Origin of the sequence: Lysinibacter cavernae (assembly GCF_011758565.1) — a bacterium.
Taxonomy (GTDB): Bacteria; Actinomycetota; Actinomycetes; order Actinomycetales; family Microbacteriaceae; genus Lysinibacter; species Lysinibacter cavernae.
On sequence record NZ_JAAMOX010000001.1, the window covers coordinates 1,383,164 to 1,409,501 of the forward strand.

The window sequence follows — 26,338 nt, forward strand, 5'->3', positions numbered from 1 at the left end:
GCGCAACCGCAACCCATATTCTCCGTGAAGACGCCTCCAACTGGCGAACATCCGGCTTCAACCTCGCATAGGCCCTCCCTCAGAGAGCTCAACCAGGCGAGGATAGCCCGGTTTGTCGCGCCCAAAACGGCGTCGATTTCTAAGGCAAGACATCATGAAGTACCCAAATGCAGCGGCACGCGCCGCATTCGAAACGGGAGCAACGCACGCTGTGCAGACTCCCCCACCAACCAAAAAAGACTCACAGAAGGACAGCCGCACCGAGCAGAAGACGCTGCTGAGCGATCAGCAACAGCGTCTCCTCTGCGCTGCCGCAATAGGGCAAACCGAGCAGGCGCTGACGCGATTGGAGACAACCGCCGATGGGCTCCCTCCAGCCGAGGTCACGGATCGCCTTGAGCGATTTGGCCCAAACGAGGTTGAGCACAATAAGCCGGCACCTGCCATTGTGCAGTTCCTTCTTGCGTTCAAGAATCCCTTTATTATCATCCTGCTCTGCCTCGTCGTAATCATGACATTCACCGATATCATCTGGGCGGACCCGGAAGAAGGCCCCGAATACACGGGCGTCATTACGATCAGCATCATGGTGTTGGTCAGTGCCGTACTGCGCTTCTGGCAGGAGTTTCGGTCGAGCAGGTCTGCGGAAGCACTCAAAGCGATGGTGCGTACCACAGCCGCGGTCACGCGGTCTCGTGGTGGAATAGCTGTCACCCGCGAAATTCCTATTGAGGGCATCGTGCCCGGCGATATTATCCAGCTCGCCGCAGGTGACATGATTCCAGCGGATGTGCGCCTGCTGCGGTCGAAGGATCTGCAGCTCAACCAGTCCATGCTGACCGGTGAATCGCTGCCAACAGAGAAAACGCCTGACCCAATGCCAGAACTTCAGCCACGTGATCTGCTTGAGGCAAGCAACATCGGTTTCATGGGGACCTCGGTCGTCAGCGGCTCAGGCACGGCAGTTGTGCTTGGCACCGGGCGCAACAGCTACTTCGGCAGCATGTCGTCAGGCCTCAGCGGCGACCGGCCTGAGACGAGCTTCGACGTTGGTATCAGGAATGTGAGCTTCCTGCTCATCCGTTTCATGCTTGTCATGGTGCCAATCGTCTTTGTCATCAACGGCCTCACCAAGGATTGGACCAGCGCGTTCCTCTTCGGCGTCACGGTTGCCGTCGGGCTGACCCCCGAGATGCTGCCGCTCATCGTGACGGCAAACCTCGCAAAGGGTGCCCAGTACATGGCGAAGCGTAAGGTCATCGTCAAACGGCTCAACAGCATCCAGAATTTTGGAGCGATGGATGTGCTGTGCACCGACAAAACCGGAACGCTCACGGAAGACCGCATCGTGCTCGAGCGCCACCTCGACCTTGATGGGAACAGCAGCGACGAGATTCTGCTGCTGGCGACCGCGAACGCGCACTATCAGACTGGCTTGCGCAACCTGCTCGACCGGGCCATCATCGATGCCGCAGGACAGGACTCGTTAGACCGCGTGCTCCTCACCTACGACCTTGTTGACGAGATGCCCTTTGATTTTGTGCGGCGGCGGATGTCGGTTGTGGTTGGCGACAGCTCGCAGCACCTCATCGTGACGAAGGGTGCGGCAGAGGAAGTCATGTCGGTGTGCAGCACCGAGCGCTGCGGCGGCGAGACCCGTAAGCTCACCCCAGAGCGCCGGCGCGAAATCGAGTCGCTCATCGCTGAGAATAATGCGCTCGGGATGCGTGTGCTTGCCCTCGCTACTCGCAGCATCGTGCCGATCCCAAAGGAAGGGCTTGAGGCCGACTACTTCACCTCAGACGAAACCGAGATGACCCTCATTGGGCTGCTCGCGTTCCTTGACCCGCCAAAGGCATCCGCAGCCGACGCCATCGCGACCATTCAGGCACACGGCACCGCGGTCAAGGTCATCACGGGCGACAACGAGCTTGTGGCAGCGACCGTCTGCCAGCAGGTTGGGCTGGATGTTGGTGCGATTGTGCTTGGCAACCAGATCGAGGACCTCGGCGACGAGGAACTCACCGAACTTGCCAAGCGCACGACCGTGTTTGCAAAGGTCAATCCGTTGCAGAAGGCTCGCATCGTTGAGGCGCTCAGGGCTGGCGACCACGTCGTCGGATTCCTCGGCGACGGGATCAACGATGCCGCAGCGCTTCGTGCGGCGGATGTTGGAATCTCAGTTGATACCGCGGTCGATATCGCGAAGGAATCGGCAGATATCATCCTGCTCGAAAAGGACCTCAACGTGCTCGAGGACGGGATGATCGAGGGCCGGCGCACCTTCGGCAACACCATGAAATACATCAAGATGACGGCCTCGTCGAACTTCGGCAACATGTTCTCGGTGCTCGTTGCGAGCGCAATGCTGCCGTTCATCCCGATGATTCCGTTGGTGGTGCTCGTGCAAAACCTCACGTACGACCTCTCGATGCTCACCCTGCCATGGGACAAGATGGACGACGAATACCTGCGCAAGCCTCGCAAGTGGGAGACAAAGAGCCTTGCCCAGTTCATGATTCGAATTGGCCCGATCAGCTCGATCTTCGACATCACGACCTTTGCACTCATGTGGTTTGTCTTCCAGGCGAATACGGTTGCCGACGCTTCGCTATTCCAGTCGGGCTGGTTCATCGAGTCGCTGCTCTCGCAGACGCTCATCGTGCACATGATCCGCACGCGCAAGATTCCATTTATCCAGTCGAGGGCTTCTCTCCCCGTGATCCTTGCAACGTCAGCGGTGTGCGTGTTCGGGCTCCTCCTGCCGTTCTCGGGTTGGGGCCAGTCACTCGGACTCGTACCGCTGCCGTGGTCCTACTTCCCCTGGCTTATCGCTACCCTGCTTGCGTACTGCGCACTCACGCAGTTTGTGAAGGTGCGGTTCATCAAGAAGTTTGGCACCTGGCTGTGAAACGGCCGCGCGTCCGAACGCCTCACCGTTGAAGATACGACCGATCACAACGAGAAACAGAACGGGCCGGCCTCACAGCATCCGCTGCGGGGCCGGCCCGTTCTGTATCATGTGAGCGCTACGCCGAGAGGTTCTCGGCCTCAAGCTGCAGTTTTTCCTCGACGCCCTTCGATGCCTTTGGCGAACGCCGAGACCACGCCTCAACAAACTTGGCAATACCGGACAGGATCAGGCAGAGCCCAACGTAAATGGCACCAACAACGATGGCCGACGGGATAATCGGCGAACCGTACTGCCCCTGCGTGCCAAGGTACTTGGCAAGGAAGAGCAGCTCCTGGTAAGTCACGATAAAGCCGAGCGCCGTATCCTTCAGGATGACCACAAGCTGCGAGATGATCACGGGGAGCATCGCGCGGATGGCCTGCGGCATCAAGATAATCGACAGCACCTGTGACTTGCGAAGACCGATCGCGTAGCCGGCCTCGCGCTGTCCGGTTGGCAGCGACTCAACACCGGAGCGGAACACCTCTGCGAGCACCGAACCGTTATAGAGCGCGAGTCCGATAACCACCGCAAGGAACGGTGTCATGAAGTCGACGCCAAGCGGCGGAAGCCCGTAGTACATGATCATCATGAGGATCAGCAGCGGTACGGCGCGGAACAACTCGACAAACCAGGTGCACGGAATCCGGACCCAGGCGTGGTCAGACATCCGACCGATCGCAAGAATGAGTCCGAGAATCAGGCTCAGAACGGCACCGAGCGCGAAGGCTTTGAGCGTAGCGAGGGTGGCTTCTAGAATCCGCTCTTGGACAAGCGGGAACGAGAAGATCTTCCACTTTGCCTCGGTGAACTGACCGGTCTCGTAGAAGCGGTAGGCGATAAAACCCGCGATCGTGAGGACAACGATCACGGTCACAATGTTGAGCACAACATTGAGCTTCTTGGCCCGTGGGCCGGGGGCATCAAACAGAACGCTGGTCATCGTGCCACCTTCCACTTCTTCTCAAGGCGACGCTGCAGCACCGAAAGGATGCCAACCAACAGGATAAAGATGAGCGCGACCCAGAGCAGCACGATAATCGCTGGCTCGCCACGCTCAGAAAGATTGGCCCTGATCGCTCCAGCCTCGGCAACGGAGAAGCCAGCGGCAACCGTTGTGTTCTTAAGGAGCGCGATAAACACGCTCATCATTGGCGGGATCACCGAGCGGAAAGCCTGAGGGAGGATAACGAGAGACATTGTCTGCCCAAACGGGAGCCCAATCGCGCGGGCGGCCTCTGCCTGTCCAACGGGGACCGTGTTGATACCAGAGCGAAGGGTCTCGGCAACATACGTCGCCGTGTAAATGCTCAACGCCATGATGGCGAGGGTGGTGAAGCTGAGGTTGCCGAGGTTGAGCTTCGGATAACCAAAGGCAAAGAAGAACATGAGCAGCGTGAGCGGCGTATTCCTGATGACGTTGACGTAGAACGTACCGAGCGCGCGCATCGACGTCACCGGCGATACTCGAAGGGCACCAACGATGGTGCCAAGCACGAGCGCAAACACCGCTGAGACGGAAAACAGAATCAGCGTGTTCTTGAACCCCAACACAAAGAGGTCGAGATTATTGAGGAGCGTATCCACTGCGGACCCTTTCGGTCACGGATGCTGTGAAATGGAACAACGAGGAAGGTGCGGCACCCACGGCGGAGTGCCGCACCAACATTCGTTTAGTAGGCGTCAACCTCTGGCTGGGTTACCTTGCTGCCCGACTGACCGAGGGTCGCGTCGTAGATGGCCTGCCAGGTGTCTCCACCATCCGTGAACAGCTCGTTCACGTGCGTGCGGAAGACGTCGTCACCCTTCTGGATGCCAACACCGTAGTTCTCAACGGTGAAGGGCTCTCCAACAACCTTGAGCTCGTCTGGCTGCTGCGACGCGTATCCAAGCAGGATGGCCTGGTCTGTGGTCACGGCATCCACCGAACCGTCAAGAAGGGCCTCAACACACTGCGAGTACGTCTCGAACTCTTCGGTCTTGGTGTCGGGGAAGTTTTCCTTGATGTTCTGGATGGGTGTTGAACCCGTTGCCGAGCACACCGTCTTGCCGGCGAGGTCGTCTTCGCTCTTGATATCGGTGTTGTCCTTCGCGACCAGGAGTCCCTGGCCCGTGACGAAGTACGGACCGGCAAAGTCGATCTGCTCTTTACGCTTGTCGGTGATCGAGTAGGTTCCAACGTAGTAGTCGATGTCACCGTTGACAATCGCGGATTCGCGGTTGGCGCTTGGGATGGCCTTGAACTCAATATCGGCCTCGTCGTAGCCGATGGAGGCGGCTACCCAGCGGGCGATTTCGATGTCAAAACCGGTGCGCTCGCCTGTTGCGGCGTCAAGGAAGCCAAGACCAGGCTGGTCTTCCTTCACACCGATGATGACCTTGCCGCGCTTGTCGATCGCGTCAAACGTTGGGCTTCCCTCGAGGGTGAAATCTGTTGCAACTTCGAACAGCGCGTCGGAGGAGCCAGAGTCGGCTCCATCGGTGCTTGCGGGGTCAGAGCTTCCTCCGCAGGCGCTCAGGGTCAGAGCGGCGACGAGGCCAACTCCTACTACCAGTGCTTTCTTCAGCATTGCATTCCTTTCAATCAACCGGTTCGGTAGAACCGGTGGTGGTATCCCGGTACGGCCCGCTCACTAGTTGGTGAGGAGCTTTGACAGGAAATCTTTGGCGCGGTCACTGCGCGGGTGGTCAAAGAACGTGTCTGGATCTTCGTCTTCGATGATTTGGCCGTCGGCCATAAAAACGACTCTGTCTGCCGCGCGGCGGGCGAAGCCCATCTCGTGCGTCACGACGATCATGGTCATACCTTCTTTGGCAAGCTCAACCATGACGTCAAGCACCTCGTTGATCATCTCTGGGTCAAGCGCCGAGGTGGGCTCGTCAAACAGCATGACCTTTGGCTTCATAGCCAGCGCCCGGGCGATGGCAACGCGCTGCTGCTGGCCGCCGGAGAGCTGGGCGGGAAGCTTATCTGCCTGCTGTCCAACGCCAACCCGCTCAAGCAGCTGGCGCGCCTGCTTCTCGGCTTCGGCCTTGCTCAGCTTGCGGACCTTGATCGGACCAAGCGTCACGTTCTCAAGAATCGTCTTATGCGCAAAGAGGTTGAACGACTGAAACACCATGCCAACATCCGCACGGAGGGCCGCGAGGGCCTTGCCCTCTTCTGGCAGCTTCTTGCCGTCGATCCGAATTTCGCCCTCTGTGATGGTCTCAAGGCGGTTAATCGTGCGGCACAGCGTTGACTTTCCTGAACCTGAGGGACCGATGACCACAACAACCTCACCCTTATTCACGGTGAGGTTGATGTTTTTCAGTGCGTGGAAGTCGCCGTAGTACTTTTCAACGCTGTCAACGACAACGAGCGGCTCGCCAACCGCGGCAACAATTGGGTTGCTTGTGGTCTCAAAAGCATTCAGGCTGGGTCGCTTCTGTGCGGAATCTGAATCAGTCATGTTGTCAACGCTAGCGCGGATCATGCCGCGCACGCTGCGGTCCCGACCGTTTTGTTACCATGATGCAACCCAATCGAAACCAGAAAAATACCGGAGGAACGGTAGATTCTCTCCAATTTACCCGGTTGGGACATCGTCATTATCGTAACCTAAAGGTTACAAAAACAAACTCATTGTCTCTTCAGCTTGGGCGAGTTGGATACTCCGCTGAGCCGTCGACTCCCAAGCGGGCCTCGGATCAGCTACCCTAGCGGTGTGACCAACACCATGACGAGGCCTCAGCGCGTTCTTCGCGGCCTCCTTGGTGCCGTCGTCACGATTCTAGTTGCGGCGCTCTCGCACCTCGCCGCGGGCGGCTCCGCCCCCTCCGTTATCGGAATCGCGGCTGCCCTCGTAGTTGCCGCTGCCGTCTGCACCGTCTTTGCCGGACGCACACGCTCGCTCTGGCGAGTATCGGTTGCCGTCATGAGCAGCCAGGCACTCTTCCACTTTTTCTTCTCATACGTGTCAGGGCCAGCATCCATTGCGGGCGCCGTTGGCGGCGCGCACCAGCACGGGGTATCCACCGCCCAGCTACAAACCATTGGGATGATGAGCAGCGAAGCAGCTATGGCGACCCATCCAGCGTGGATGTGGGTCGCCCACGCCTTCGCCGCCGTGCTGACCATCGCAATGCTTCGCAGGGGCGAAGAGGCCATCCTCACAATCGGTGGACTACTCCGCATGCTTCTTGGTGCGATCATCATCGAACGGCCGCTCCCCGTTCACATCAACAACCCAAGCACGGCAACTGTCGCTTGGCGTAACGTTTTTGTTCCTTCCATCAGGTGGATGCGCGGCCTGCGCTACCGCGGACCACCAAGCCAACCGGTCGCCAGCTAGCATCGTGTTCGCAACGCAGTCGGTCGTCGCAAGAGTCTCACTCTCGCGCGCCGAGCTGCACCTACCCGGCACAGCACAGTACGTGCCGGAAAAGGAACAACAACCAATGGATTACCCCCACGCAGTGGCAGTCGTGCGCGCCAACAACGGCGCACCGGCATCCGCTCATCGACGTCGCACCGTTGGCCTGCGCGCAACCGTTCGAGCCGGCATCCTTGCCGCGCTCACCCTCACGGTTGCAGCGGCCTTGCTCACGGCCCCCGGTCTGGCCACACCGGCCAGCGCCCACGACCAATTGATCTCGGCGACCCCTGCCGACGGCGCAACGCTCGACGAGGCACCAACGGAAATCAGCCTGACCTTCTCGGACAATCTGATTGAAATAGGTACCGAGGTTCGAGTGCTTGAGGGCGCGACCATCGTTGATGGCGCAACCGACTGGGCCTCAGGGCCGAGCGAACTCGCAGGGCCGACCGTTACCCAGCCGGTCAGACAGCCGCTTGATGATGGCACGTACACGGTCGTGTGGCGAGTGGTCTCGAGCGACGGTCATCCCATCGAGGGAACCTACTCCTTTGTGGTTGGTGATGCCGGAACTTCGGCAACGCCGTCTGCTGCACCAACGTCCACACCAGAGGCCACGGATTCCGTGGCCGACGCACAGGACATGCAGCGCTCGGTGCCAAGCGTCATCCGCACGCTCGTCATCGCCCTCATCGGCGCGGCGATTGCGGTTGGCATCGTTGCCCTTCTTGTTGTGGCCTCTCGACGAGCGCGCCGCCGCTTTGGCCGCGGCAACGAGCGAAACAACGGACATCACAGCGACGATCCAGACGATGACGACGAGCCCAAATCGGGCCGAAACAGCGACACTCTCGTTCACTAAACACTTCTGACGCGCCGGTGCCTCATGCACACTTTGGCGCGCCTCCTTCGCAGTACGAAAGAACACTCATGAACAGCACTACCCTGCCAACCACCCGCCTCACGCTTGCCGCAGCCGCCCTTGTGGCCGCAGCCACTCTTGCCCTGAGCGGATGCTCAACCCCAAGCAGCGAAACCTCGCCGACGCCTTCGGCCAACGCATCCGCCGAATCCGCCGCGATCACCCTCACCGACGGCTGGGTGAAGGCCGTCGACGGAGACATGACGGGCGCGTTTGGGCACCTCCAGAACAGCTCCGACCAAGATGTGACCGTCGTCTCGGCAAGCACGCCGAGCGCCGACATGGTCGAACTCCACGAGGTTGTTGACGGAAAAATGCAGGCAAAAGAGGGTGGCTTTGTTATCCCGGCCCGCGGTGGATACGACCTCGAACCCGGCGGCGACCACATCATGCTCATGGCCCTCACCGGCGCACTTGAGCCCGGCGTCAACGTCGAACTCACCATCACGCTTGACGACGGATCGACCTACGACGTCACCGTTCCGGTAAAGGCGTACTCCGGCGCAAACGAAAACTACGCGCCAGGACACGGCGACGGAACCGAGACTCCGGCAGACGAGCACGAGGGTATGGATCACTAAATGACAACGAGTCATCAGCCAACAACTGATGGCCGGCGCGGTCTCAGCCGCCGGCACCTCCTCCTTGGGGGTGCCGCGGCTGGGATAGGCGCCGTCGGTGCCGTCGGTATCGACGCGGCTATCAGAGCAGGCGAGGAACAACCCGCAGAAGGCGCCAAAACATCCGGCAGTGAATGGGGACTCGAACCGTTCTACGGTGTGCACCAGGCGGGAATTGCGACTCCTCCCCCTGCCCTCACAACGTTTCTCGCGTTTGACCTGCTCCCAACAACCGACAGGGGCGCAATCGAGCGGATGCTGCGCATCCTCACCGACGACGCCGCGAAGCTGACCCAGGCCCGCTCAGCCCTCGCCGACTCGGAACCTGAGCTCGCCGAGGTGGCGGCGCACCTCACCGTGACGTTTGGGTTTGGGCCGGAACTCGTGCGGCGAGTGAATGCCAACCGCCTTCCCGCATGGCTCTCCCCGCTCCCAGCGTTCAGTAAGGACGCCCTCAACAACGCAACGAGCCACGGCGATCTCTTGCTCCAGGTCGGCTCTGACGACCCGCTCAGCCTGTCACACTGCATTCGCATGCTGAGCAAGGATGCGCGCACCTTTGCAACGCTCAGGTGGAGCCAGTCAGGATTCCGCAACGCCAAGGGCTCACAGCCTCAGGGAACCACCATGCGAAACCTGTTTGGGCAGGTGGACGGGACCGTCAACCCGGCTCCAGGCAGCGAGGATTTTGCCGGCGTTGTGTGGAGCGGCGGAGAGCCGGAGTGGATGGCCGGCGGCACCTCGCTTGTCCTCAGGCGCATCGCCATGAACCTCGACACGTGGGACATGGTCGACCGGGTTGGGCGGGAATCCGCCGTCGGTCGCACCCTCAGCAACGGTGCCCCGCTCACGGGTTCTGAAGAACAGGACGAGACGGACTTTCAGGCAACCAATACCCTCGGGTTTCCGGTGATCGCAACGGAGTCGCACATCAGAAGAGCGCGAAGCGAGAACACGTCAGAGCGCATTTTCCGTAGGGGCTACAACTACGACGACGGCCCGACGACCGGCGCCGACGGAAACGCCGGGCTGCTCTTTGCCTCGTACCAGGCGGATCCGGTCGCCCAGTTTGTGCCGCTCCAGCAGCGGCTCGACGACCTCGACATGCTCAACGAATGGATCTCGCACGTTGGCTCGGCCGTCTTCGCCATCCCAGCGGGCTGCGCGGAAGGTGGCTTCGTGGGGGAACAACTCTTTCAGTAGCCGAACGCGCCGAAACGCGCATCCGTTCGCCGCTCGTTGCGAGTATCTGGGCGATACCTCGCAACGAGCGGCGAACGGATGACTACTGAGCAGTTTTGCGGTGCACTACTCAGCAGCGCGCTGGGCGAAGGCGCTCTCATAGAGGCACACGGAAGCTGCAGTGGCAAGGTTCATCGATTCGGCGCTGCCGTAAATCGGCACGGTGAGCGAGCGATCGGCCAAGGCAAGATCCTCGTCGGTCAACCCACGCGCCTCGTTACCAAACAACCACGCGGTTGGCTTGGCCAAGCTGCCGTCCTGACGCGCATCCAAAAGGCTGTCGCCCTTGATATCTGCGGCAAGAACCGTGAGGCCAGCAGACTGGGCGCGACCGCGCACATCCTCGAGCGTGGCATCCACAGCAACCGGCAAGTGAAAAAGCGAACCGGTTGTCGAGCGGACGACCTTCGGGTTGTACAGGTCAACGCTGCGACCGGTCAGGATGACGGCATCGGCCCCGGCCGAATCGGCGGCGCGGATAATGGTGCCCGCGTTGCCTGGGTCGCGAACCTCTTCGAGGATGACGACAAGCTTCGGGTCGCCGGCAAAAATCTCCTTGACCGAGACAGGGAACTGCCGGCAAACAGCCACGAAGCCCTGCGGGGTAACGGTATCGGCCATCGATTCGAGCACCTCTTCGGTGACGTACTCGAACTCGAGGTCGGCTTCCTCTGCGAGGGCAACAATCTCTGGGTAACGCTCAAGAGCGGTTGGCGTGCCAAACAGGTCGCCAAGCAGTTCTGGGCGGAAGGTCAACGCCTCTCGCACGGCCTGGGGTCCTTCAAGAAGGAAGTAGCCACTCTCTTGTCTTGCTGACTTGCGCGCGAGTTTGGCGACGGCACGGACACGGGGTGAGCGGGGATTTTCAAGCATGGTACGAGTCTAGGCGCTTGAGCAGCGGGGCCGAGTTGCCTCGCGGGGTGCGTTCCGCCTCGTGGGGTGCGTTATTCTGCACCCCGCGAGCGATTCTGCGCCCCACGAGCGATGTAGCGTTCCGTGGACAGCACAAAGCCCCGCACCGGCGAACCGGGTGCGGGGCTGAGTAACCACATGGCTCTCAACGAGAGCTAGTGGGACAAACCGATGTTAGGTGACTCGTGCTTACGCAGAATCCTGCTTGCGCAAAATCCTTCTTATGCAGAGACCTTAGGAGCTGACGTGTCAGCAGGAAGAGCTGCGCGAGCGCTCTCAACCAGCGAAGCAAACGTCTTAGGCTCGTGAACTGCCAGGTCGGCAAGCATGCGACGGTCAACCTGGATTCCAGCAAGACCAAGGCCCTGGATGAAACGGTTGTAGGTGAGGCCGTTGGCGCGCGATGCAGCGTTGATGCGCTGGATCCACAGGCGACGGAAGTCACCCTTACGCTGGCGACGGTCACGGTACTGGTAGACGAACGAGTGGATCGTCTGCTCTTTTGCCTTACGGTACAGACGTGAACGCTGTCCGCGGTAGCCCTTTGCGCGCTCGAGGATAACGCGACGCTTCTTGTGAGCGTTGACGGCTCTCTTTACTCTTGCCATTTCTGGATTTCCTTTACGTTAAGTCGGTGGGTGCGGTGCTTAGCCGCGACCGAGAAGCTTGTTTGCTACCTTGCTGTCAGCCTTCGACAGGACCTGGTCCTGGTTGAGGCGACGGGTGCGGCGGCTCGACTTGCCCTCAAGGTTGTGTCGCATACCGGCCTGCTGCTTCTTCAGCTTGCCGGACCCGGTGACCTTAAAACGCTTCTTGGCGCCCGAGTGGGTCTTCATCTTAGGCATTTTCTCTCCTCTATCGGTTTCGCCACCGCGGTGGCAAAAGTCTTATTCTGCGGCTGCTTCTGGAGCTTCGGCCTCGGCCGGGCTCTCAGCTGCATCGCTGGTCTTGGTCTCTGCAGCATCCTTGGCCTCGTTATTGTGCGAGGAGTGCTTATTGGATGCGCGCTGGGCGTTGGCTTCTGCCTTTGCCTCAGATTTGTTCTTGAGCGGGGCGATAACCATCACCATGTTGCGACCATCGATCGTAGGGTTTGACTCCACGGTGCCGAACTCGAGAACGTCTTCTGCAAACTTCTGCAGCAGACGGACTCCCTGCTCTGGGCGCGACTGCTCGCGACCGCGGAACAGGATCATGGCCTTCACCTTGTCACCCTGCTTGAGGAAGCCCTCTGCGCGTTTGCGCTTGGTCTCGTAGTCGTGCTTATCGATCTTGAGGCGGAACCGGACCTCTTTGAGGATGGTGTTCGCCTGGTTGCGTCGAGCTTCTTTCGCCTTCTGCGCAGCCTCATACTTGAACTTGCCGTAATCCATGATCTTGGCAACGGGAGGCTTTGAGTTAGGCGCAACCTCCACCAGGTCGAGGTCAGCCTCAGCGGCTAGACGCAGGGCAACCTCAATCGCCACGACGCCAACCTGTTCGCCACTGGGTCCAACCAGTCGAACTTCTGGGACGCGGATGCGTTCATTTGTACGGGGATCGCTGATGCGCTGCTCCTTACGATAGTGGTGGTAGCCCCTCAACCGGTTTGAACCGGGCGAGCCACGAAGACGAACTATCGCGCGTCAGCGAACATATTCTGTTCACATCGGCCACACCCTCAAATCTACTTCGCCAGATCGAAATCTGGTGAAGCGGAGTGCAATCTACCCGGTAACCTTGGTATGGCGGTCAACGCGGGTGGGAGATAATCCACTTTCGTACTGAAACTATAAGTTCCAGAGCCTCATGAATACTAGCAGAGACTGCGGCAGAAGACCAGCCAGGGCCATCCCGCAGTCGCCCAAAGCGAAAGAGCAGCTCAAATGAGTGACACACACGTGTTCGGCGAGAACGACAACGAGGCATCAACGGCCCGCAACGCGGAGCATGAAGCTCGGTTTAGCGAACGCGCAGCCCGCGAGGCGGAGTCGGCGGGGCGCGATATCGCAGACGTTCCCGCGGTAGAGGTCATCACGACCACATCCGTCCACCTCATGAGCGCAGCCGCGGTGAAATGTGGCCTTGCCGACGACCCTGAGAACCAGCTCGACCTCGACGAGGCACGCAAACTCATCAACGCCCTTGCCGGGCTCATTACGGCCGGCGCACCCGAGATCAGCGATATGCACGCTCGTAGCCTTCGCGACGGCCTCCGCTCGCTGCAGCTCGCCTTCCGCGAGGCATCCGTCATCCCCGACCCCATCGGAAAGGGCCCAGGCGAAAAGTACACGGGACCGGTCAACTAAAGCGACATTTCCACGGTGGGCTTGCTTCGGCAGGCCCACCTTTTTTGTGCATGGCGCACCCGGATTCCCAACGGCACGTCAACATCATTGCCGTCACGCACGGTGTTCAAAGGGAGAGGCACATCGCTGCTATTGGCGGCTGGCTTAGAGAAGCTTCTTTTTTCCACGCAGCTGACCATAAATGACGACGATCAGCAGAGCACTCATCACCAACAAGACGCCAATCGCGAGTATCCATTGGAACGCTTCGTGCTCCCATAGCCAGTCCTCATCAATTGACGGAACAAGGTCACGAAGGCCCATCCCAGATGCGCCAGCAGCAAATCCCCAACGAGCAGGCATCAGCCACGACAGTTGGTCAAGGCCGGCCCGACCCGTGACCGGAATGATGCCGCCGTGGAGCACCAGCTGAGCCATCAGCATCACGATAAGCACTGGCATCGTCTGATCGCTCGACCGAACAAATGCCGAGATACAGAGCCCAACAAGCATCGACACAAACGCTGTCATCCCCACAGCGATATACAGCTCGATTCGGGCATCCGGTATCACAACCCAGTCTTCCGGCGGAGTTTTCCCCCAGAGCACGATGGCGACGGTCACGGCAGCCGAGAACCATGTCATCGCGCCGAGCACCACGATCTTGGCCATCACATAAGCCCAGACGGAGAGCCCAACGGCGCGCTCCCTCAGGAAGATTGGCCGTTCGGCAACAAGTTCACGAATTGAGACGGAAGCACCCATAAAACACGCCCCGATCATGAGGAGCGAGAGTATCTGAGACGGCTCCCCCATCGTGTCGAGTTTGGTGGGATCGGTCTCGGTAAACCCGGCCTCCCCCGGAACAACGAGTGATAAAAGCCCAAGCACAACCGGCAGGGCAAGAAGAAACGCCAGATACCCCCTGTCGGCAATCAGCAGGTGAGCCTGGCGAATCGCGAGCGTCACAAACTGAGTAAGGGCAGACGCACCGCCCCGAGACGCTTTCTGCGTTGTCGCATGCGGCGTAACGTCATGGCTCACGGCGGGAGCCGGCGGCGCGCTCAGCTCATATCGCGCGTGCGATTCTTCGGGATAGGCTGCGATCTGAGCAAAAATCTCGGCCCAGTCGTCGGTGCCAAAAAAGGCGGCCAGCTCCTCAACCGGGCCAACATACACCGGCTTACCACCGGGAGCGAGCACAAGTATCTGATCGCACAGACTGAGGTAGGCAACGGAATGGGTCACAACCACAACAGCGCGGTCGCCATCAGCAAGTTCGCGAAGCGTGAGCATAACCTGGCGGTCGAGCGCGGGGTCAAGCCCAGAGGTCGGTTCGTCGAGGACCAACAGTGACGGTTCGGTCAATAGCTCAAGCGCAACGGATGATCGTTTCCGCTGGCCACCGGATAACTTGCTAATCCTCGTGTGCTCGTGCCCGTCAAGACCAAGCTGGGCAATGACTTGACGAACCTTGGCCTGACGCTCGGCACGAGCAGCCGTGGCCGCAAGCCTGAGCGTTGCCGCGTATCCGAGTGCGCGCTTCAACCCGAGCTGCCAGTGCAACACATCCTCTTGAGGAACAAGACCGATGCGAGACCGAACAATAGAGTAGCTTCGGTGCACATCAAAGCCGTCAAATTTGACGATGCCACCGGTTGGAACCGACCCGCCCGTTATCATCCGGCCAAACGTCGATTTGCCAGCACCCGAGGGGCCAACAACGGCCGTCAGGGTACCGCGACGAGCCGTGAGGCTCACGTTATCAAGCAGCCGCTTCCCGTCGGGAAGCACAAAATTAAGCCCGTGCACCTCAAGCCCGCCGCTCTCAGGCGACGCCTCGCGTAATCGCACAAGGGCATTCCCGACCCGCACAAAATCGTTATGCCCGATGGTGAGTAAATCGCCCTCATAGAGCCGCCGCCTCGTGATGAGCTCACCGTTAATGAACGTGCCGTTGAGGCTATCGAGGTCAACAATCTCAAACGAGTCGCCGCGTTCGGTCACCCTGGCATGCTGGCGCGAAACGAGTATGTCGGCAAGGGGATATCCACAATCAGACGCCGAACCGATGATGAAGGAGTGAGCAACGTCGCCCTGGTCAACGAGGTGTTGCTGATGCCCTCTATATGCCTGGGGGAACGCTCCGGCGAGGCTCGTTGCCTCAAAATCCGTTTCGGGGATGGACGGGGCCTCTCCAGCAATCGGGCGGGCCGTCGTTGAGTCGGTATGCGTCGAAAAGCTCGGCGCGAATTCGACCCACTGTCCACCAGCCTGATCGCCGAACCATAGCTGGCAACCATCGCCGATGAGCGAGACGTCTGCCGATGCTCCGTCCGGCCGAACCGGCCAAGACGAGCCAATGGCGTTGACCGACCATCCACCGTCATCGCGAAGCAGCGCGTGCTCGAACAACACACCATCGCCGGCCAGCCGCACATCGCAGTGCTCCCCCGACCCAAGCAAAACAGTGCTGCCCGTTTCAAATTGGTGTTCAACCCCACCAACCCACACCGAAACGGGCACGGACGGAACGCCAGGTTCCCCAGCTGCGGGATGCCGGTTCCAATCGGCGGCTGATGCCTGCCCCTCGTGCGCAAACCGAAGCGATGGCCCATGCTCATCGCCAAACGAAAGCAAGCCGGCTTCCGGAAGCTGGGCGATCTCGATTCGCTCGCCGTTCAGGAAAGTTCCGTTGCCGCTCTCGCGGTCGGCAACATACCACGCATCGCCGTAGTAGAGAACGGCCTGGACCCGAGAAACCAGTCGATCCTCAAGAACAAGGTCGCAACTGCGATCGCGGCCGATATCGAGTGTCTCACCCGGTTGCAGGGTCACCTCGCAACCATTCGCTTGAATGGTGAGGTGTCGCATCGTTATAGCTCCCGGTAGTGAGCCCCCTCTGGGATGCTACCACCGTCACAGCACCCCTCGTTCACGAGGAACGGGCGTGGACCGCCAACTAGGCCGTGAGTTGAAGCGACAGCGAATCAATCCGTGTTGCGATGATCTCGCTCTGCGACCATGTTGCCTGGAGCGACTCCAGTACGGCGTTCACCTGGTCTCGATCGAGGCCGGGAACCAACCGCAGCGAAATGAGCGTTTCTGGCGCGGCGAGGAGCGCCCGAGGGTCGCCATCGCCAAGCGAGATGGAGATAGCTGCTGGCTCTCCAGCGATGCTTCGCTCGAACTCGGCAATGACGTCTGGATCAGACCATCCTGGAGACCACGGCAGCGACTGCGCAACAGCCCAGACGGCGGGTCGACGCAGCACAAACTGCGTATCGGAGCCGGGGTCGAGCACAATAAGATCGGTGTCTTCGCCTGCGGCAGCTAGGGCGACACGAACGCCGTCTGCCGGCACTGGGCGAGCCTCCGCGTTCCAGCGCTTCATAGCGTCAACGGAAGAAAAGATTGGGAGGGCTTTTCGGCCGTCCGGTGCGGCAACCGTGACGATCGACAGCTCTTGGGTTTTGTCAACGAGCTTGCCAGCATCGGTGTAGCCAACGTCACCGGCCTCGGCGATTAACGGGATGAGGAGGCGCGCGGTTCGGAACGCATCCACAACCGCTTCTACCCCGCCAGTGCCAGCCGCGAAGCCGGCAAGCGCCGAGCCGAGAGCCTCATCAATCAGGCCATTATCGTCGGCAAACTCATTGCTCTCGAAGCTGCGGCCAGCCCAGGGCTGCCCTGCCGAGTCGGCGTGCGGCTGGTCGCCAAGGTTGAGGGATGCCCCGTCAAGCCCGGTCGACCCAAGATTCTTCGCGGCCATGCCACACCCTTTCTCAAACCCCGAACCTGCATCTATTTGCGAGAATCTGCTCAAATCGCGTGCATTTGTCGCAATTACTCGCAAATAGATGCAGGTTCAGGAAGCGATTAGTCGCCGGCGACGTCCAGGGCCTCGCCGAGCGTGAAGGCTCCAGCGTAGAGGGCCTTTCCGACAATTGCGCCCTCAAGGCCGGCAGGCACGAGCTCGCGAAGTACGGCGAGGTCGTCCAAGCTTGAGACGCCACCGGATGCAACGACCGGGCGGTGCGTGCGGTCAAGCACCTGACGAAGCAGCTCAACGTTCGGGCCGCGGAGCGTGCCGTCCTTGGTCACGTCGGTGACCACGTAGCGAGCGCAGCCGGCATCCTCAAGGCGATCGAGGACCTCCCAGAGGTCACCGCCGTCTTCGGTCCAGCCGCGGGCGGCAAGCGTCGTGCCACGCACGTCGAGGCCAACCGCGATGAGCTCGCCATACTGAGCGATAACGCTGCGCGTCCACTCTGGGTTCTCAAGGGCAGCGGTGCCAAGGTTGACTCGCTTCGGTCCGAGCGAAAGGGCTGCTTCGAGGCTCGCGTCGTCGCGAATGCCACCGGAAAGCTCAATGTTGACGCCGCGGGTCTGCTTAATGACCTTCTTGAGGATGGCGGCGTTGTTGCCGCGCCCAAAGGCCGCGTCGAGGTCAACGAGGTGAATCCACTCCGCGCCCTGGTTCACCCAATCGAGGGCCGCCTCGAGGGGAGAACCGTAGTTCGTCTCGGTTCCAGCCTCGCCCTGGGTGAGGCGCACGGCCTTCCCATCAGCAACGTCAACCGCAGGCAGCAGCTCAAGTTTGGGCCGCTTATTGAATTCGCTCATCATGTCCTTGTTGGCTTGGGGGTTGTTGACGCGGGCTGCATCAACACACAACAGGAGATTCTAGCCCAGGCCGCTGATCCAATTCGACAACAGCCGGATACCCGCCTCGCTTGACTTCTCGGGGTGAAACTGCGTGGCAGTCAGCGGACCGTTTTCGACGGCCGCAATAAAGCGGGAACCGTGCTCGGCCCAGGTCACGGCAGGAGGCCGAATCGCTGGATGCGGGTCAAGCGTCCACTCCTGGGCACCGTAGGAGTGCACAAAGTAGAAACGCTCATCCTCAACGCCGTCAAACAGCGTTGAGTGTTCGGGAACTTCAACGGTGCTCCACCCGATATGCGGCAGTACCGGAGCATCGAGGCGCGTCACCTCGCCCGGCCATTCGCCGAGCCCCTCGGTAATTTTGCCTCGCTCGTCGCCACGCTCAAACATGATCTGCAACCCGACGCAGATGCCGAGGACGTGGCGTCCGCCGGCAAGGCGCCGATCGATGAGCTCTCCCCCGCGAACGGCGTTGAGCTGGTTCATGACCGCGTCAAATGCCCCGACACCGGGAACGATGAGTCCGTCTGCCTCCATCGCCAGCTTGCGGTCGCCAGTGAGCACAACATCCGCGCCCGCCCGCTGAACCGCCTTGACAACCGAGTGGACGTTGCCCGAACCGTAGTCAAAAACGACGACGCTCGGCTTGGTCACAGTGCTCCCTTTGTTGAGGGGATGCCGTCTACGGCGTCGTCGAAGGCCTTCGCCACGCGGAAGGCGCGGGCGAATGCTTTGAACTCGGCCTCGGCGATGTGGTGAGGGTCTCGGCCCTCAACGAGCCGGATGTGCGCGGTCAGGCGCGCGTTCAGCACAATCGCCTCGAAAAAGTGGCGCACCATGGAACCGGTGAAGTGACCGCCAATGAGGTGAAACTCGAAGCCCTCCGGCTCGCCGCTGTGCACGAGGTAGGGGCGACCTGAGATGTCGATCACTGCCTGGGCAAGCGACTCGTCCAGCGGCACAAAGGTGTCGCCGTAGCGGGCGATGCCGGACTTGTCTCCGAGCGCTTCAAGGATGGCCTGGCCGAGCGCGATGCCGGTGTCTTCAACCGTGTGGTGCACGTCAATGTGAGTGTCTCCGGTTGCTTTGATAGTGAGGTCCGTCAGCGAGTGCTTTGCAAAGGCCGTCAGCATGTGGTCAAAGAACGGCACGCTTGTCTGAATATCGGATTTGCCCGTTCCGTCAAGGTTGAGTTCAAGCTCGATGCTCGACTCGCTCGTTGAACGGCTGATGCGCGCAACACGCGCCTGTCGCATGGATGATGCCTGTGTCATAACGTCGATTCTATTCGGGGTGGTTGTTGGGTTACCGCGGAAGCTTGGCAATCGCGTCGAGGAAGACGCCGGTCTCCTCGTGCGTGCCAGCGCTCACGCGAAGGTGGCCAGGAATGCCTACGTCGCGGATGAGGATTCCCTGCGCACGCAGCGCCTCAAACGTGGCATTCGGATCAGTCACTCCCCCGAACAACACAAAGTTGCTTTCGCTGCGGTACACGTCGTAGCCGAGTTCGGTGAGGCGTTCGGCGATGCGGTTGCGCTCAGCACGGATATCGTCGACGGTTGCGAGCATCCGATCGGCGTGACGAAGCGCGGCGATACCAGCCGCCTGCGTGAGCGCGGAGAGGTGGTACGGGAGGCGGACGAGGGTGAGCGCATCCACAACGGCCGGATCGGCCGCGAGGTAGCCGAGGCGAACGCCGGCAAAAGCGAAGGCTTTACTCATGGTTCGAGACACGAGCAGCCGCTCGCGGCCAGGCAGCAAGCTCAGCGCAGATTCGAATCCGTAAGCCGCGAACTCGGCATAGGCTTCGTCAACCACAAGGATGCCGTCGGTTGCGTCGTAGAGCTCGCGGATTACGTCGAGCGATACCGGGGTGCCGGTCGGGTTATTCGGCGAGCAGAGAATCGTGATGCTCGGTTGGTGTTCACGCACCGCGGCAACAGCGGTCTCGGCCGACAACTCGTAGCGCTCGTCGCGCTGCACGGGAATCCACTCGGTGCCCGTTCCGTCTGCAAGCAGCGGGTACATGGAATAGGTCGAGACAAAGCTCAGCACGCTACGGCCAGGGCCGCCAAAGGCCTGCATGACCTGTTGCAGTACTTCGTTAGAACCGTTTGCCGCCCACAGATTCTTCTCGGTGAGCCCGTGCCCGAGGTAGCCGGCCAGAGAACGGCGCAGCTCAACAAAATCCCGATCTGGGTAGCGATTTGCCCCAACAACGGCCTTGGCGAGCGACGAGACGATGTCGATCGCAACCTCTTCTGGGATGGGATGGGTGTTCTCATTCACGTTCAGGCTCACCGGCACGGGGTCTTGCGGTGCGCCGTAGGGCTTCTTGCCTACGAGGTCAGAACGGAGCGGAAGATCATCAAGGGTAGCCACCCGATCAAATATACGCGATGGGCCTCACCTCGGCCGTCGAGTGCTGCCTTCTTCCCGCCGTGGGGTGCGTTTTCGCTCGTGGGGTGCAAAAATTTGCGCCCCACGAGCGAAATTGCACCCCACGAGGGAGGGGGAAAGGGGCGGGGCGAGGGTGGGCTGAGGGCGGGTCGGGGACGAACGCTCAGCAGCGGCCCTAGGTTATACGGCTAAAATATTGCTTCCTAGCCGACACGACTTTCGTTTTTCAACATTGGAGCCGCGCGTGAAACCTGACCACCTGACCGAAACCACTGACCCGCTTCTTGACGGGCAGCGCGCATATCGGCCGGTCGGCGCGACCTCGCGGGCCCTCGGCTATTTCATCTTCACGAGCCGGTGGCTGCAGGCGCCGCTCTATCTTGGGCTGATCGTTGCCCAAGCCGTCTATGTTGTCGTCTTTATGATCGACCTCTGGCACCTCATGCAGGAGGTGTTCGGTGGCCACGGCCTCGACGAATCCGGCGTCATGCTCGCTGTGCTCGGACTTATCGACGTTGTGATGATCGCAAACCTGCTCATCATGGTGATTATTGGCGGCTACGAGATCTTCGTCTCGAAGATCCGCGTTGACGGACACCCCGACGAGCCAGACTGGCTTTCGCATGTGAACGCCAACCTGCTCAAAATCAAGCTGTCGATCTCGATCATCAGCATCTCGAGCATCCACCTGTTGAAGACCTTCATCGAGGTTGGACCCATCGGCGGAACCGGCAAGCTCGCCGAAAACGTCGACAAGCTCTACACCTCGGAAGGCGTCATGTGGCAGGTTGTTATCCACCTCGCGTTCATCGTTTCGGCGCTTGCACTCGCATGGATTGACCGCCTGCAGAACAAGACGCTTATGGAGGCTGCGGCGGCCAATGTGAAGCACTAACAGCTGACAGCAGCTCGACCATTCGGGGCTTGTTGTGGGGATGTGCGCAAGCGCCCCGCAGGAAGCCCCGGATTCGTTAATCGAACCTGAGGTCAAGAAGCGTAGCGAGGTACGCTTCCCCATCAAAGTCTGGCAGCACCGTGCCCTGCACCATATATCCCTGACACAGCGACACAATAACGGGGGCAAACGCAATTCCCTTTGCCACGCATTCTTGCTCGTTGAGGGTGCCTTTCGCCCTGAACCATTCCGCGAGATAGTCTTCGTAGACGGTCCGCGTCTGCGTGAGCACGCTGCCAATCAGCTCAGCGACCTTCGGGTTTGACACGGCTTCGCCCCAGACCTGCACAAGAATGCCGAAGTCGCCAAGATCCTCGCCAAACCCCGCGATGAACATGGCGGCGACCTGCCCCGGCTGAGGAAGAGGGCGCTGGTCTTTGAGCCGGGCGAGGTCGTTCACTCTGTTGCCGAGGAAGTATCGCGCGCAGTCAACGACGAGGTCATCTTTGCTCGCGTAGTGCCCGTAGATGGCACCAGCTGAGAGCCCCGTTTCGGCAATAATTTCGGCCATCGACGTTGCTTGGAAGCCTTTTCGGGCAAAGCAGCGGAGCGCTGCCGCCGCAATTTCGGCTCGGCGCTCTGCTTTGTACTCTTCGCTGACCTTTGGCATCGTTCCAGCCTATCCCGTGAGTTTCGCGCAAAAAGAATGTTTGTTCTTGACATGATTTCACAATGCGACCATTATAAAGAACGATCATTCGCTTTATATAGATTATCTCCAAGGACACTGCTATGGAAACCCCAGCTTCAGGCGGAACCGCGGCGCCGCAACCAACGGCCGCACACCCCACATCCACGGCCCACTGGGCGCGACCTCTCGCCATCGCCGCCGGCGCAGCCGTCATCGTCTTCGTCGTGCTCGTCGCCTTCCTCTGGCCAACCGTGACCACAACCGTGCACCACCTCCCAGTCGCTATCACCGGCCCAGCGCCCATGGTCAACGCGGTAACAGAAGCGCTCGACAGCAACAGCGACGACGGCCCAGCGCTCGACCTCGTCACTGCAACAGACAGAGACAACGCAGAATCACTCATCCGCTCACGAGGCGTCTACGGCGCAATCGTGCTCGGAGAATCCCCAGAAGTGCTCACATCATCCGCAGCAAGCCCGGTTGCCAGCCAACTCCTCGGGCAGGTCGCCGCAACGCTTCAGGCGCAGCTCACCTCGACCTACGAACAACAGCTCGAAGCCGCTGGCGGCTCGCCACAGACAGCACCGCTCAACCCACCAGCAGCACCACGCGTCACCGTAACCGACGTCGTTCCGCTGGCCGAAACGGATGCCCGCGGTGCCGGACTTGCGGCGGCGGCATTCCCCATCGCCCTCGGCGGAATGATCGGCGGAATCCTCATCTCCCTCACGACCACCGGTCGGCGACGACGCCTCGGCGCACTTGCCGCCTACGGCATCCTCGGCGGGCTTGCCATCGGCCTCACCATGCAAACCTGGTTTGGCATTCTGCAAGGCAACCTCGCAATCAACATGCTGGCCATCTCGCTCTCGCTCTTCGCGACAGGCTCGCTCATTGCCGGGCTTCAGGGCTTGCTCGGCAGAGCAGGGCTGGCGATTGCCGGAATCGTCACTATCCTGCTTGGCAATCCACTTGCCGCAAACACCGCCCCTATGCAGTTCTTGGCTGAGCCGTGGGGAGCGGTCGGCCAGGCGCTCGTTCCCGGAGCCTCGTCAACACTCCTGCGGACGCTCTCGTACTTTCCGGAGGCTTCGACCGCAACGCAGTGGATCACGCTGGCCTGCTGGGCAGTTGGCGGCACACTGCTCGTTATCATCGGCAGCAAGCGGAAGCCCCAACCGGTCGCTGAGCCCGCATAGGGAGCGGGGAGCCGAAACCTTCGGCTCCCTCGCTTCCCGCGAGCACGGGCATACAGGATTCCGAGACCAGGGCCGCCTCGCCTGATCCGCAGATACAACAAAAACTCCCCCAGGCAGAGCCTGAGGGAGTTTTTTCGTTGTGACCCCAACGGGATTCGAACCCGTGTTACCGCCGTGAGAGGGCGACGTACTAGGCCGCTATACGATGGGGCCGTTTGCACAACCGTTAAATAATTACACAGATTTGGGCCGAACACCAATCGAGGCACAAAAACGCGAAAAAACACCGCGTGTCGCCAGCAACCGAGACCGGAGCCTATTCACTCTCGCGTGTTGCCGCCGGTGTGGAGCCGCCTAGGCCAACGCACGGAGGGAAGCGGGTACGACCCTGACCGTCGCAGGCAACGCCCCCATCCGCTCGCCATCGGCAAAGGCGACGATGCCCGCTGACTCGACCGTGGCCGTTTGCCCTCGCACGATCGTGACCTCAGGCAGGCCAACGTGCGTGCCACGAAAAACGCTCGGGAAGATCCGCAAGAATCGCAGCCGGCCAACCGCAGAAACAATAAAGACGTCAAGCTGACCGTCGTTGAGCTGCGCGTCAGGGACGATGCGCATTCCGCCACCAATGGAACCGTTATTGGCGACAGAAACGAGCACACCCGTCACCTGACGCGTTTCGCCGTCAACGGTCAGCCGATATTCGCGGGGCTTGAGCGCAACAAGCTCGGCAAGCACGGCAACAACATAGCGGGCGCTACCGCGCGGAAACGTCATCCGATTGGTACGTTCGTTCACGGCCGCGTCAAACCCCGCGGACAGGGCACCAACAAATGTCCGGCGAACTCCGTCGATTTCGACCTCGGCCGTATCGATTGAGCGGATGCCGGTGGGCGCGGAGTCCCCCGACGTTGCCAGCGAATCCCTCCACTGCCCAAGGCGGGAGACCAACGCGGCGAGGGACGCATCAATGGTGTCTGGGATGCCGAGCCCCCGAGCCAGATCGTTGCCCGTTCCCGTTGGGACAAGGCCAAGCGGAATTGCCGACCCAACAAGCTGTCCGGTCACCAGATTGACCAGGCCGTCGCCGCCAACCGCCACAACGGCAAGTGGCGGCTCGGTGCTCATCGCCCTCGCGAGAGAGTTGGCCAACGCGTCGGCAGTCGGCTCGATCAGCGCAACGACGGCGTATCCCTCAGCCTTGAGCGTATCGGCCACGCGCGACCCAATAGCCCCGCGCTTTCCCGTCGCGGAGGCCGGGTTAATCACGACAAGAACTCGAGGCTGAGGCGACAACATAGGTTCACTGTATCGGCAGAGTTCACGGCATGGTTGCAGCCACATCCTTTAGGGTCAGAGTATGCGTTTGACAAAATTTGAACACGCCGCCCTGCTCCTCGAAGAAGACGGCAAAAAGCTCTTTCTCGACCCCGGCAACATGACCACAGCCCTCACCGACACTGAGGACGCGGTAGCCGTCGTCATCACGCACGAGCATGCCGATCACTGGACGCCTGCCCAGCTTGAGCGCATACTCGACCGCAGCCCCGACGCACCCATTTTTGGGACGGCTGCGGTTGTTGATGCGATCCGAGCTGCACTGCCAGAGGCCAACGCCATCGCGGTGCGCGCCGGCGACGAGCACACCGCAGGGCCATTCACGCTGCGCTTCTACGGCGAAAAACACGCCGTGATCCACCGCTCGATTCCGATCATTGACAACGTCGGCGTTCTCGTCAACGGCGAGCTGTACTACGGCGGCGACACCCTCGTGCCAGAGCCAGCGCTCGTTGGTGAGGTCAACGTTCTCGCCGTTCCAGCAGGTGCGCCCTGGCTCCTCATCGGCGACGTGATCGACTACGTCATTTCGATGAAGCCCCGCCGCACCTTCGCAACCCACGATATGGGTCTCTCACAGTGGGGGCAGAACATGGCGTCGGACCGCATCCGCTCGGCAACCGAAATTGGCGGCGGCGAGTTCATCGATCTTGAGCCGTTCGACTCCTACGACGTGTAACAGGTTCCGTCACGGGGCTGAGGGCCGGTTGGTGGCAAGTCGCCGGTGCCGGGTAACCATAGCGCGGCCCGCTCGCGAGTGGGCCGCGCGGCACGGTTAGTGGATGAGCCCGCTTGCCCGCTGCAACTCGGCCGCGGCCTCGGCAACGATGCGCCGAACCACATCGCCTGCGCTTGGGACGTCGTGGATGAGCCCCTGCACCATGCCAACGGACCAGATGCCGGCTTCGGTGTCGCCGTTCTCAAACACTGTCCGTCCGCGTGCGCCGGCAACGAGGTCCCGTACGTCGGCAAATTCGCCGCCCCCGTTGAGGATCTCAACAACCTCGCGACTCACGGAGTTGCTTGCCACTCTCGCAGTGTTCTTGAGCGGCCGGAAAATGAGTTCGGTATCAAGCTCGGTGGCCTCGACAATCCGCTGCTTCACTGACTCGGCAACCGGAGACTCCTCGGTGCACATGAAGCGTGTGCCCATGTTGATGCCGTCGGCGCCAAGCACAAGAGCTGCGGCCAGCCCGCGGCCATCAGCAAAGCCACCAGACGCGATCACGGGAATGCTGAGCCGCTGCGTCGCGGCCGGGATAAGCACGAGCCCTGGCACGTCGTCTTCACCCGGGTGTCCAGCGCATTCGAAGCCGTCGATGCTCACGGCATCCACGCCCACTTTTTCGGCCTTGATGGCGTGGCGAACGCTCGTGCACTTATGGATGATCTTGACGCCGTTCTCTTTGAACATCTCCATGTGCGGCTCTGGATTTGCGCCAGCGGTCTCAACAATTGTGATGCCTGAGTCAATAATCGCGCGGCGGTAGTCGTCGTATGGCGGCGGGGTGATCGACGGGAGAATCGTGAGGTTGACGCCGATGGGCTTGCTCGTAAGCTCCCTCGCCCGCTCAATCTCCTTCACCAGGTCGGCAGGGGTCGGCTGAGTGAGGGCCGTAATAATGCCAAGGCCGCCGGCCTCCGAGACAGCGGCGGCAAGTTCGGCGCGGCCAACCCACATCATGCCTCCCTGCACGATGGGGTGTTCGATGCCAAATGCCTTGGTGAATGGGGTGCTCAAGGTGGTCATGTGTGGTCCCTTCAAAACAAAAAATAACTACTGGAATATGACGTGAGGTTGGGCATGTGGCTCGGAAATCCGCCAGCGGTCAAGGTAAAGGACTGCCCGGTTGCGGCCGTGAACCGCCCGTTT

The 26,338-nt window shown here is 60.7% G+C and carries 26 protein-coding genes and 1 tRNA gene; 9 read left to right on the forward strand and 18 right to left on the reverse strand.

Features of this window, described 5'->3' with window-relative positions; all coding sequences use genetic code 11:
• Window positions 1-154 precede the first annotated feature (154 nt).
• Window positions 155-2,911: a magnesium-translocating P-type ATPase gene (mgtA, locus tag FHX76_RS06215; protein ID WP_167148950.1), complete on the forward strand. Its 2,757-nt coding sequence runs from the start codon at window positions 155-157 to the stop codon at window positions 2,909-2,911.
• A 118-nt stretch (window positions 2,912-3,029) separates the two neighbouring features.
• Here the strand turns inward: mgtA and FHX76_RS06220 are convergent, their stop codons facing one another.
• The 4 genes from FHX76_RS06220 to FHX76_RS06235 all read right to left on the reverse strand — a co-directional run bounded on the left by FHX76_RS06220 (window position 3,030) and on the right by FHX76_RS06235 (window position 6,405).
• Window positions 3,030-3,896 (reverse strand): amino acid ABC transporter permease, encoded by an 867-nt coding sequence (locus tag FHX76_RS06220; protein ID WP_167148952.1) that lies wholly within the window; start codon window positions 3,894-3,896, stop codon window positions 3,030-3,032.
• Window positions 3,893-4,540 carry an ABC transporter permease subunit gene (locus FHX76_RS06225; protein WP_167148954.1) on the reverse strand — a complete coding sequence of 216 codons (648 nt, stop codon included), beginning with the start codon at window positions 4,538-4,540 and terminating at the stop codon, window positions 3,893-3,895. Before FHX76_RS06225 ends, FHX76_RS06220 begins: the two co-directional genes overlap by 4 nt.
• A gap of 86 nt (window positions 4,541-4,626) precedes the next feature.
• Window positions 4,627-5,523 carry a glutamate ABC transporter substrate-binding protein gene (locus tag FHX76_RS06230; protein WP_167148956.1) on the reverse strand — a complete coding sequence of 299 codons (897 nt, stop codon included), beginning with the start codon at window positions 5,521-5,523 and terminating at the stop codon, window positions 4,627-4,629.
• A gap of 63 nt (window positions 5,524-5,586) precedes the next feature.
• Complete coding sequence (locus FHX76_RS06235; RefSeq protein WP_167148958.1) at window positions 5,587-6,405, reverse strand: amino acid ABC transporter ATP-binding protein; 819 nt, start codon at window positions 6,403-6,405, stop codon at window positions 5,587-5,589.
• A 255-nt stretch (window positions 6,406-6,660) separates the two neighbouring features.
• Here FHX76_RS06235 and FHX76_RS06240 point away from each other — a divergent pair, with 255 nt between their 5' ends.
• The 4 genes from FHX76_RS06240 to FHX76_RS06255 all read left to right on the forward strand — a co-directional run bounded on the left by FHX76_RS06240 (window position 6,661) and on the right by FHX76_RS06255 (window position 10,056).
• Window positions 6,661-7,287, forward strand: a complete 627-nt coding sequence (locus FHX76_RS06240; RefSeq protein WP_167148960.1) for a hypothetical protein — start codon at window positions 6,661-6,663, stop codon at window positions 7,285-7,287.
• 106 nt (window positions 7,288-7,393) lie between these two features.
• Complete coding sequence (locus FHX76_RS06245; RefSeq protein ID WP_167148962.1) at window positions 7,394-8,173, forward strand: copper resistance CopC family protein; 780 nt, start codon at window positions 7,394-7,396, stop codon at window positions 8,171-8,173.
• A gap of 68 nt (window positions 8,174-8,241) precedes the next feature.
• A complete protein-coding gene (locus tag FHX76_RS06250; protein WP_167148964.1) occupies window positions 8,242-8,814 on the forward strand; it encodes a copper chaperone PCu(A)C in 573 nt (190 codons plus the stop codon).
• Window positions 8,815-10,056, forward strand: a complete 1,242-nt coding sequence (locus FHX76_RS06255; RefSeq protein WP_167148966.1) for a Dyp-type peroxidase — start codon at window positions 8,815-8,817, stop codon at window positions 10,054-10,056. It abuts the gene before it with no gap.
• 105 nt (window positions 10,057-10,161) lie between these two features.
• Here the strand turns inward: FHX76_RS06255 and FHX76_RS06260 are convergent, their stop codons facing one another.
• From FHX76_RS06260 to infC, 4 genes are all read right to left on the reverse strand, one after another.
• The gene (locus tag FHX76_RS06260) at window positions 10,162-10,968 is read right to left on the reverse strand and encodes a TrmH family RNA methyltransferase (RefSeq protein WP_167148968.1); all 807 of its coding nucleotides are present in this window, start codon (window positions 10,966-10,968) and stop codon (window positions 10,162-10,164) included.
• Window positions 10,969-11,228: 260 nt separating this feature from the next.
• Complete coding sequence (gene rplT, locus FHX76_RS06265; RefSeq protein WP_167148970.1) at window positions 11,229-11,615, reverse strand: 50S ribosomal protein L20; 387 nt, start codon at window positions 11,613-11,615, stop codon at window positions 11,229-11,231.
• 39 nt (window positions 11,616-11,654) lie between these two features.
• The gene (gene rpmI, locus FHX76_RS06270; protein ID WP_167148972.1) at window positions 11,655-11,852 is read right to left on the reverse strand and encodes a 50S ribosomal protein L35; all 198 of its coding nucleotides are present in this window, start codon (window positions 11,850-11,852) and stop codon (window positions 11,655-11,657) included.
• A gap of 42 nt (window positions 11,853-11,894) precedes the next feature.
• Window positions 11,895-12,554, reverse strand: a complete 660-nt coding sequence (gene infC / locus FHX76_RS06275) for a translation initiation factor IF-3 (RefSeq protein WP_341777916.1) — start codon at window positions 12,552-12,554, stop codon at window positions 11,895-11,897.
• Between the two features lie 318 nt (window positions 12,555-12,872).
• Here infC and FHX76_RS06280 point away from each other — a divergent pair, with 318 nt between their 5' ends.
• Window positions 12,873-13,295 carry a DUF1844 domain-containing protein gene (locus FHX76_RS06280; RefSeq protein WP_167148976.1) on the forward strand — a complete coding sequence of 141 codons (423 nt, stop codon included), beginning with the start codon at window positions 12,873-12,875 and terminating at the stop codon, window positions 13,293-13,295.
• Between the two features lie 144 nt (window positions 13,296-13,439).
• On the opposite strand, the gene FHX76_RS06285 is transcribed toward FHX76_RS06280, so the two are convergent.
• From FHX76_RS06285 to FHX76_RS06310, 6 genes are all read right to left on the reverse strand, one after another.
• Window positions 13,440-16,148: an FHA domain-containing protein gene (locus tag FHX76_RS06285; RefSeq protein ID WP_279587603.1), complete on the reverse strand. Its 2,709-nt coding sequence runs from the start codon at window positions 16,146-16,148 to the stop codon at window positions 13,440-13,442.
• Window positions 16,149-16,236: 88 nt separating this feature from the next.
• The gene (locus FHX76_RS06290) at window positions 16,237-17,046 is read right to left on the reverse strand and encodes an SseB family protein (protein ID WP_167148980.1); all 810 of its coding nucleotides are present in this window, start codon (window positions 17,044-17,046) and stop codon (window positions 16,237-16,239) included.
• Between the two features lie 107 nt (window positions 17,047-17,153).
• Entirely contained in the window at window positions 17,154-17,900 is a 747-nt protein-coding gene (gene priA / locus FHX76_RS06295; protein ID WP_167150388.1) for a bifunctional 1-(5-phosphoribosyl)-5-((5-phosphoribosylamino)methylideneamino)imidazole-4-carboxamide isomerase/phosphoribosylanthranilate isomerase PriA, read from the reverse strand.
• Between the two features lie 60 nt (window positions 17,901-17,960).
• Window positions 17,961-18,596: an imidazole glycerol phosphate synthase subunit HisH gene (hisH, locus tag FHX76_RS06300; protein WP_167148982.1), complete on the reverse strand. Its 636-nt coding sequence runs from the start codon at window positions 18,594-18,596 to the stop codon at window positions 17,961-17,963.
• Window positions 18,593-19,198, reverse strand: coding sequence for an imidazoleglycerol-phosphate dehydratase HisB (gene hisB / locus FHX76_RS06305; protein ID WP_167150390.1), 606 nt, complete (start codon window positions 19,196-19,198; stop codon window positions 18,593-18,595). Before hisB ends, hisH begins: the two co-directional genes overlap by 4 nt.
• A gap of 49 nt (window positions 19,199-19,247) precedes the next feature.
• Entirely contained in the window at window positions 19,248-20,324 is a 1,077-nt protein-coding gene (locus tag FHX76_RS06310) for a histidinol-phosphate transaminase (protein ID WP_167148984.1), read from the reverse strand.
• Between the two features lie 262 nt (window positions 20,325-20,586).
• Here FHX76_RS06310 and FHX76_RS06315 point away from each other — a divergent pair, with 262 nt between their 5' ends.
• The gene (locus tag FHX76_RS06315) at window positions 20,587-21,237 is read left to right on the forward strand and encodes a TIGR00645 family protein (RefSeq protein WP_341777875.1); all 651 of its coding nucleotides are present in this window, start codon (window positions 20,587-20,589) and stop codon (window positions 21,235-21,237) included.
• Window positions 21,238-21,313: 76 nt separating this feature from the next.
• Here the strand turns inward: FHX76_RS06315 and FHX76_RS06320 are convergent, their stop codons facing one another.
• Complete coding sequence (locus FHX76_RS06320; RefSeq protein ID WP_167148986.1) at window positions 21,314-21,907, reverse strand: TetR/AcrR family transcriptional regulator; 594 nt, start codon at window positions 21,905-21,907, stop codon at window positions 21,314-21,316.
• A 122-nt stretch (window positions 21,908-22,029) separates the two neighbouring features.
• Between FHX76_RS06320 and FHX76_RS06325 the strand changes: the two genes are divergently transcribed.
• Window positions 22,030-23,127 carry an ABC transporter permease gene (locus FHX76_RS06325; protein ID WP_167148988.1) on the forward strand — a complete coding sequence of 366 codons (1,098 nt, stop codon included), beginning with the start codon at window positions 22,030-22,032 and terminating at the stop codon, window positions 23,125-23,127.
• A 140-nt stretch (window positions 23,128-23,267) separates the two neighbouring features.
• Here FHX76_RS06325 and FHX76_RS06330 read toward each other — a convergent pair.
• Window positions 23,268-23,340, reverse strand: a tRNA-Glu gene (locus FHX76_RS06330).
• 141 nt (window positions 23,341-23,481) lie between these two features.
• On the reverse strand, window positions 23,482-24,426 hold the full coding sequence (locus tag FHX76_RS06335) for a diacylglycerol/lipid kinase family protein (RefSeq protein ID WP_243848588.1): 945 nt from the start codon (window positions 24,424-24,426) through the stop codon (window positions 23,482-23,484).
• A 61-nt stretch (window positions 24,427-24,487) separates the two neighbouring features.
• Between FHX76_RS06335 and FHX76_RS06340 the strand changes: the two genes are divergently transcribed.
• The gene (locus tag FHX76_RS06340) at window positions 24,488-25,144 is read left to right on the forward strand and encodes an MBL fold metallo-hydrolase (RefSeq protein ID WP_167148990.1); all 657 of its coding nucleotides are present in this window, start codon (window positions 24,488-24,490) and stop codon (window positions 25,142-25,144) included.
• Between the two features lie 96 nt (window positions 25,145-25,240).
• Here FHX76_RS06340 and FHX76_RS06345 read toward each other — a convergent pair whose 3' ends face one another.
• On the reverse strand, window positions 25,241-26,215 hold the full coding sequence (locus FHX76_RS06345; RefSeq protein WP_167148992.1) for an NAD(P)H-dependent flavin oxidoreductase: 975 nt from the start codon (window positions 26,213-26,215) through the stop codon (window positions 25,241-25,243).
• Window positions 26,216-26,338 lie beyond the last annotated feature (123 nt).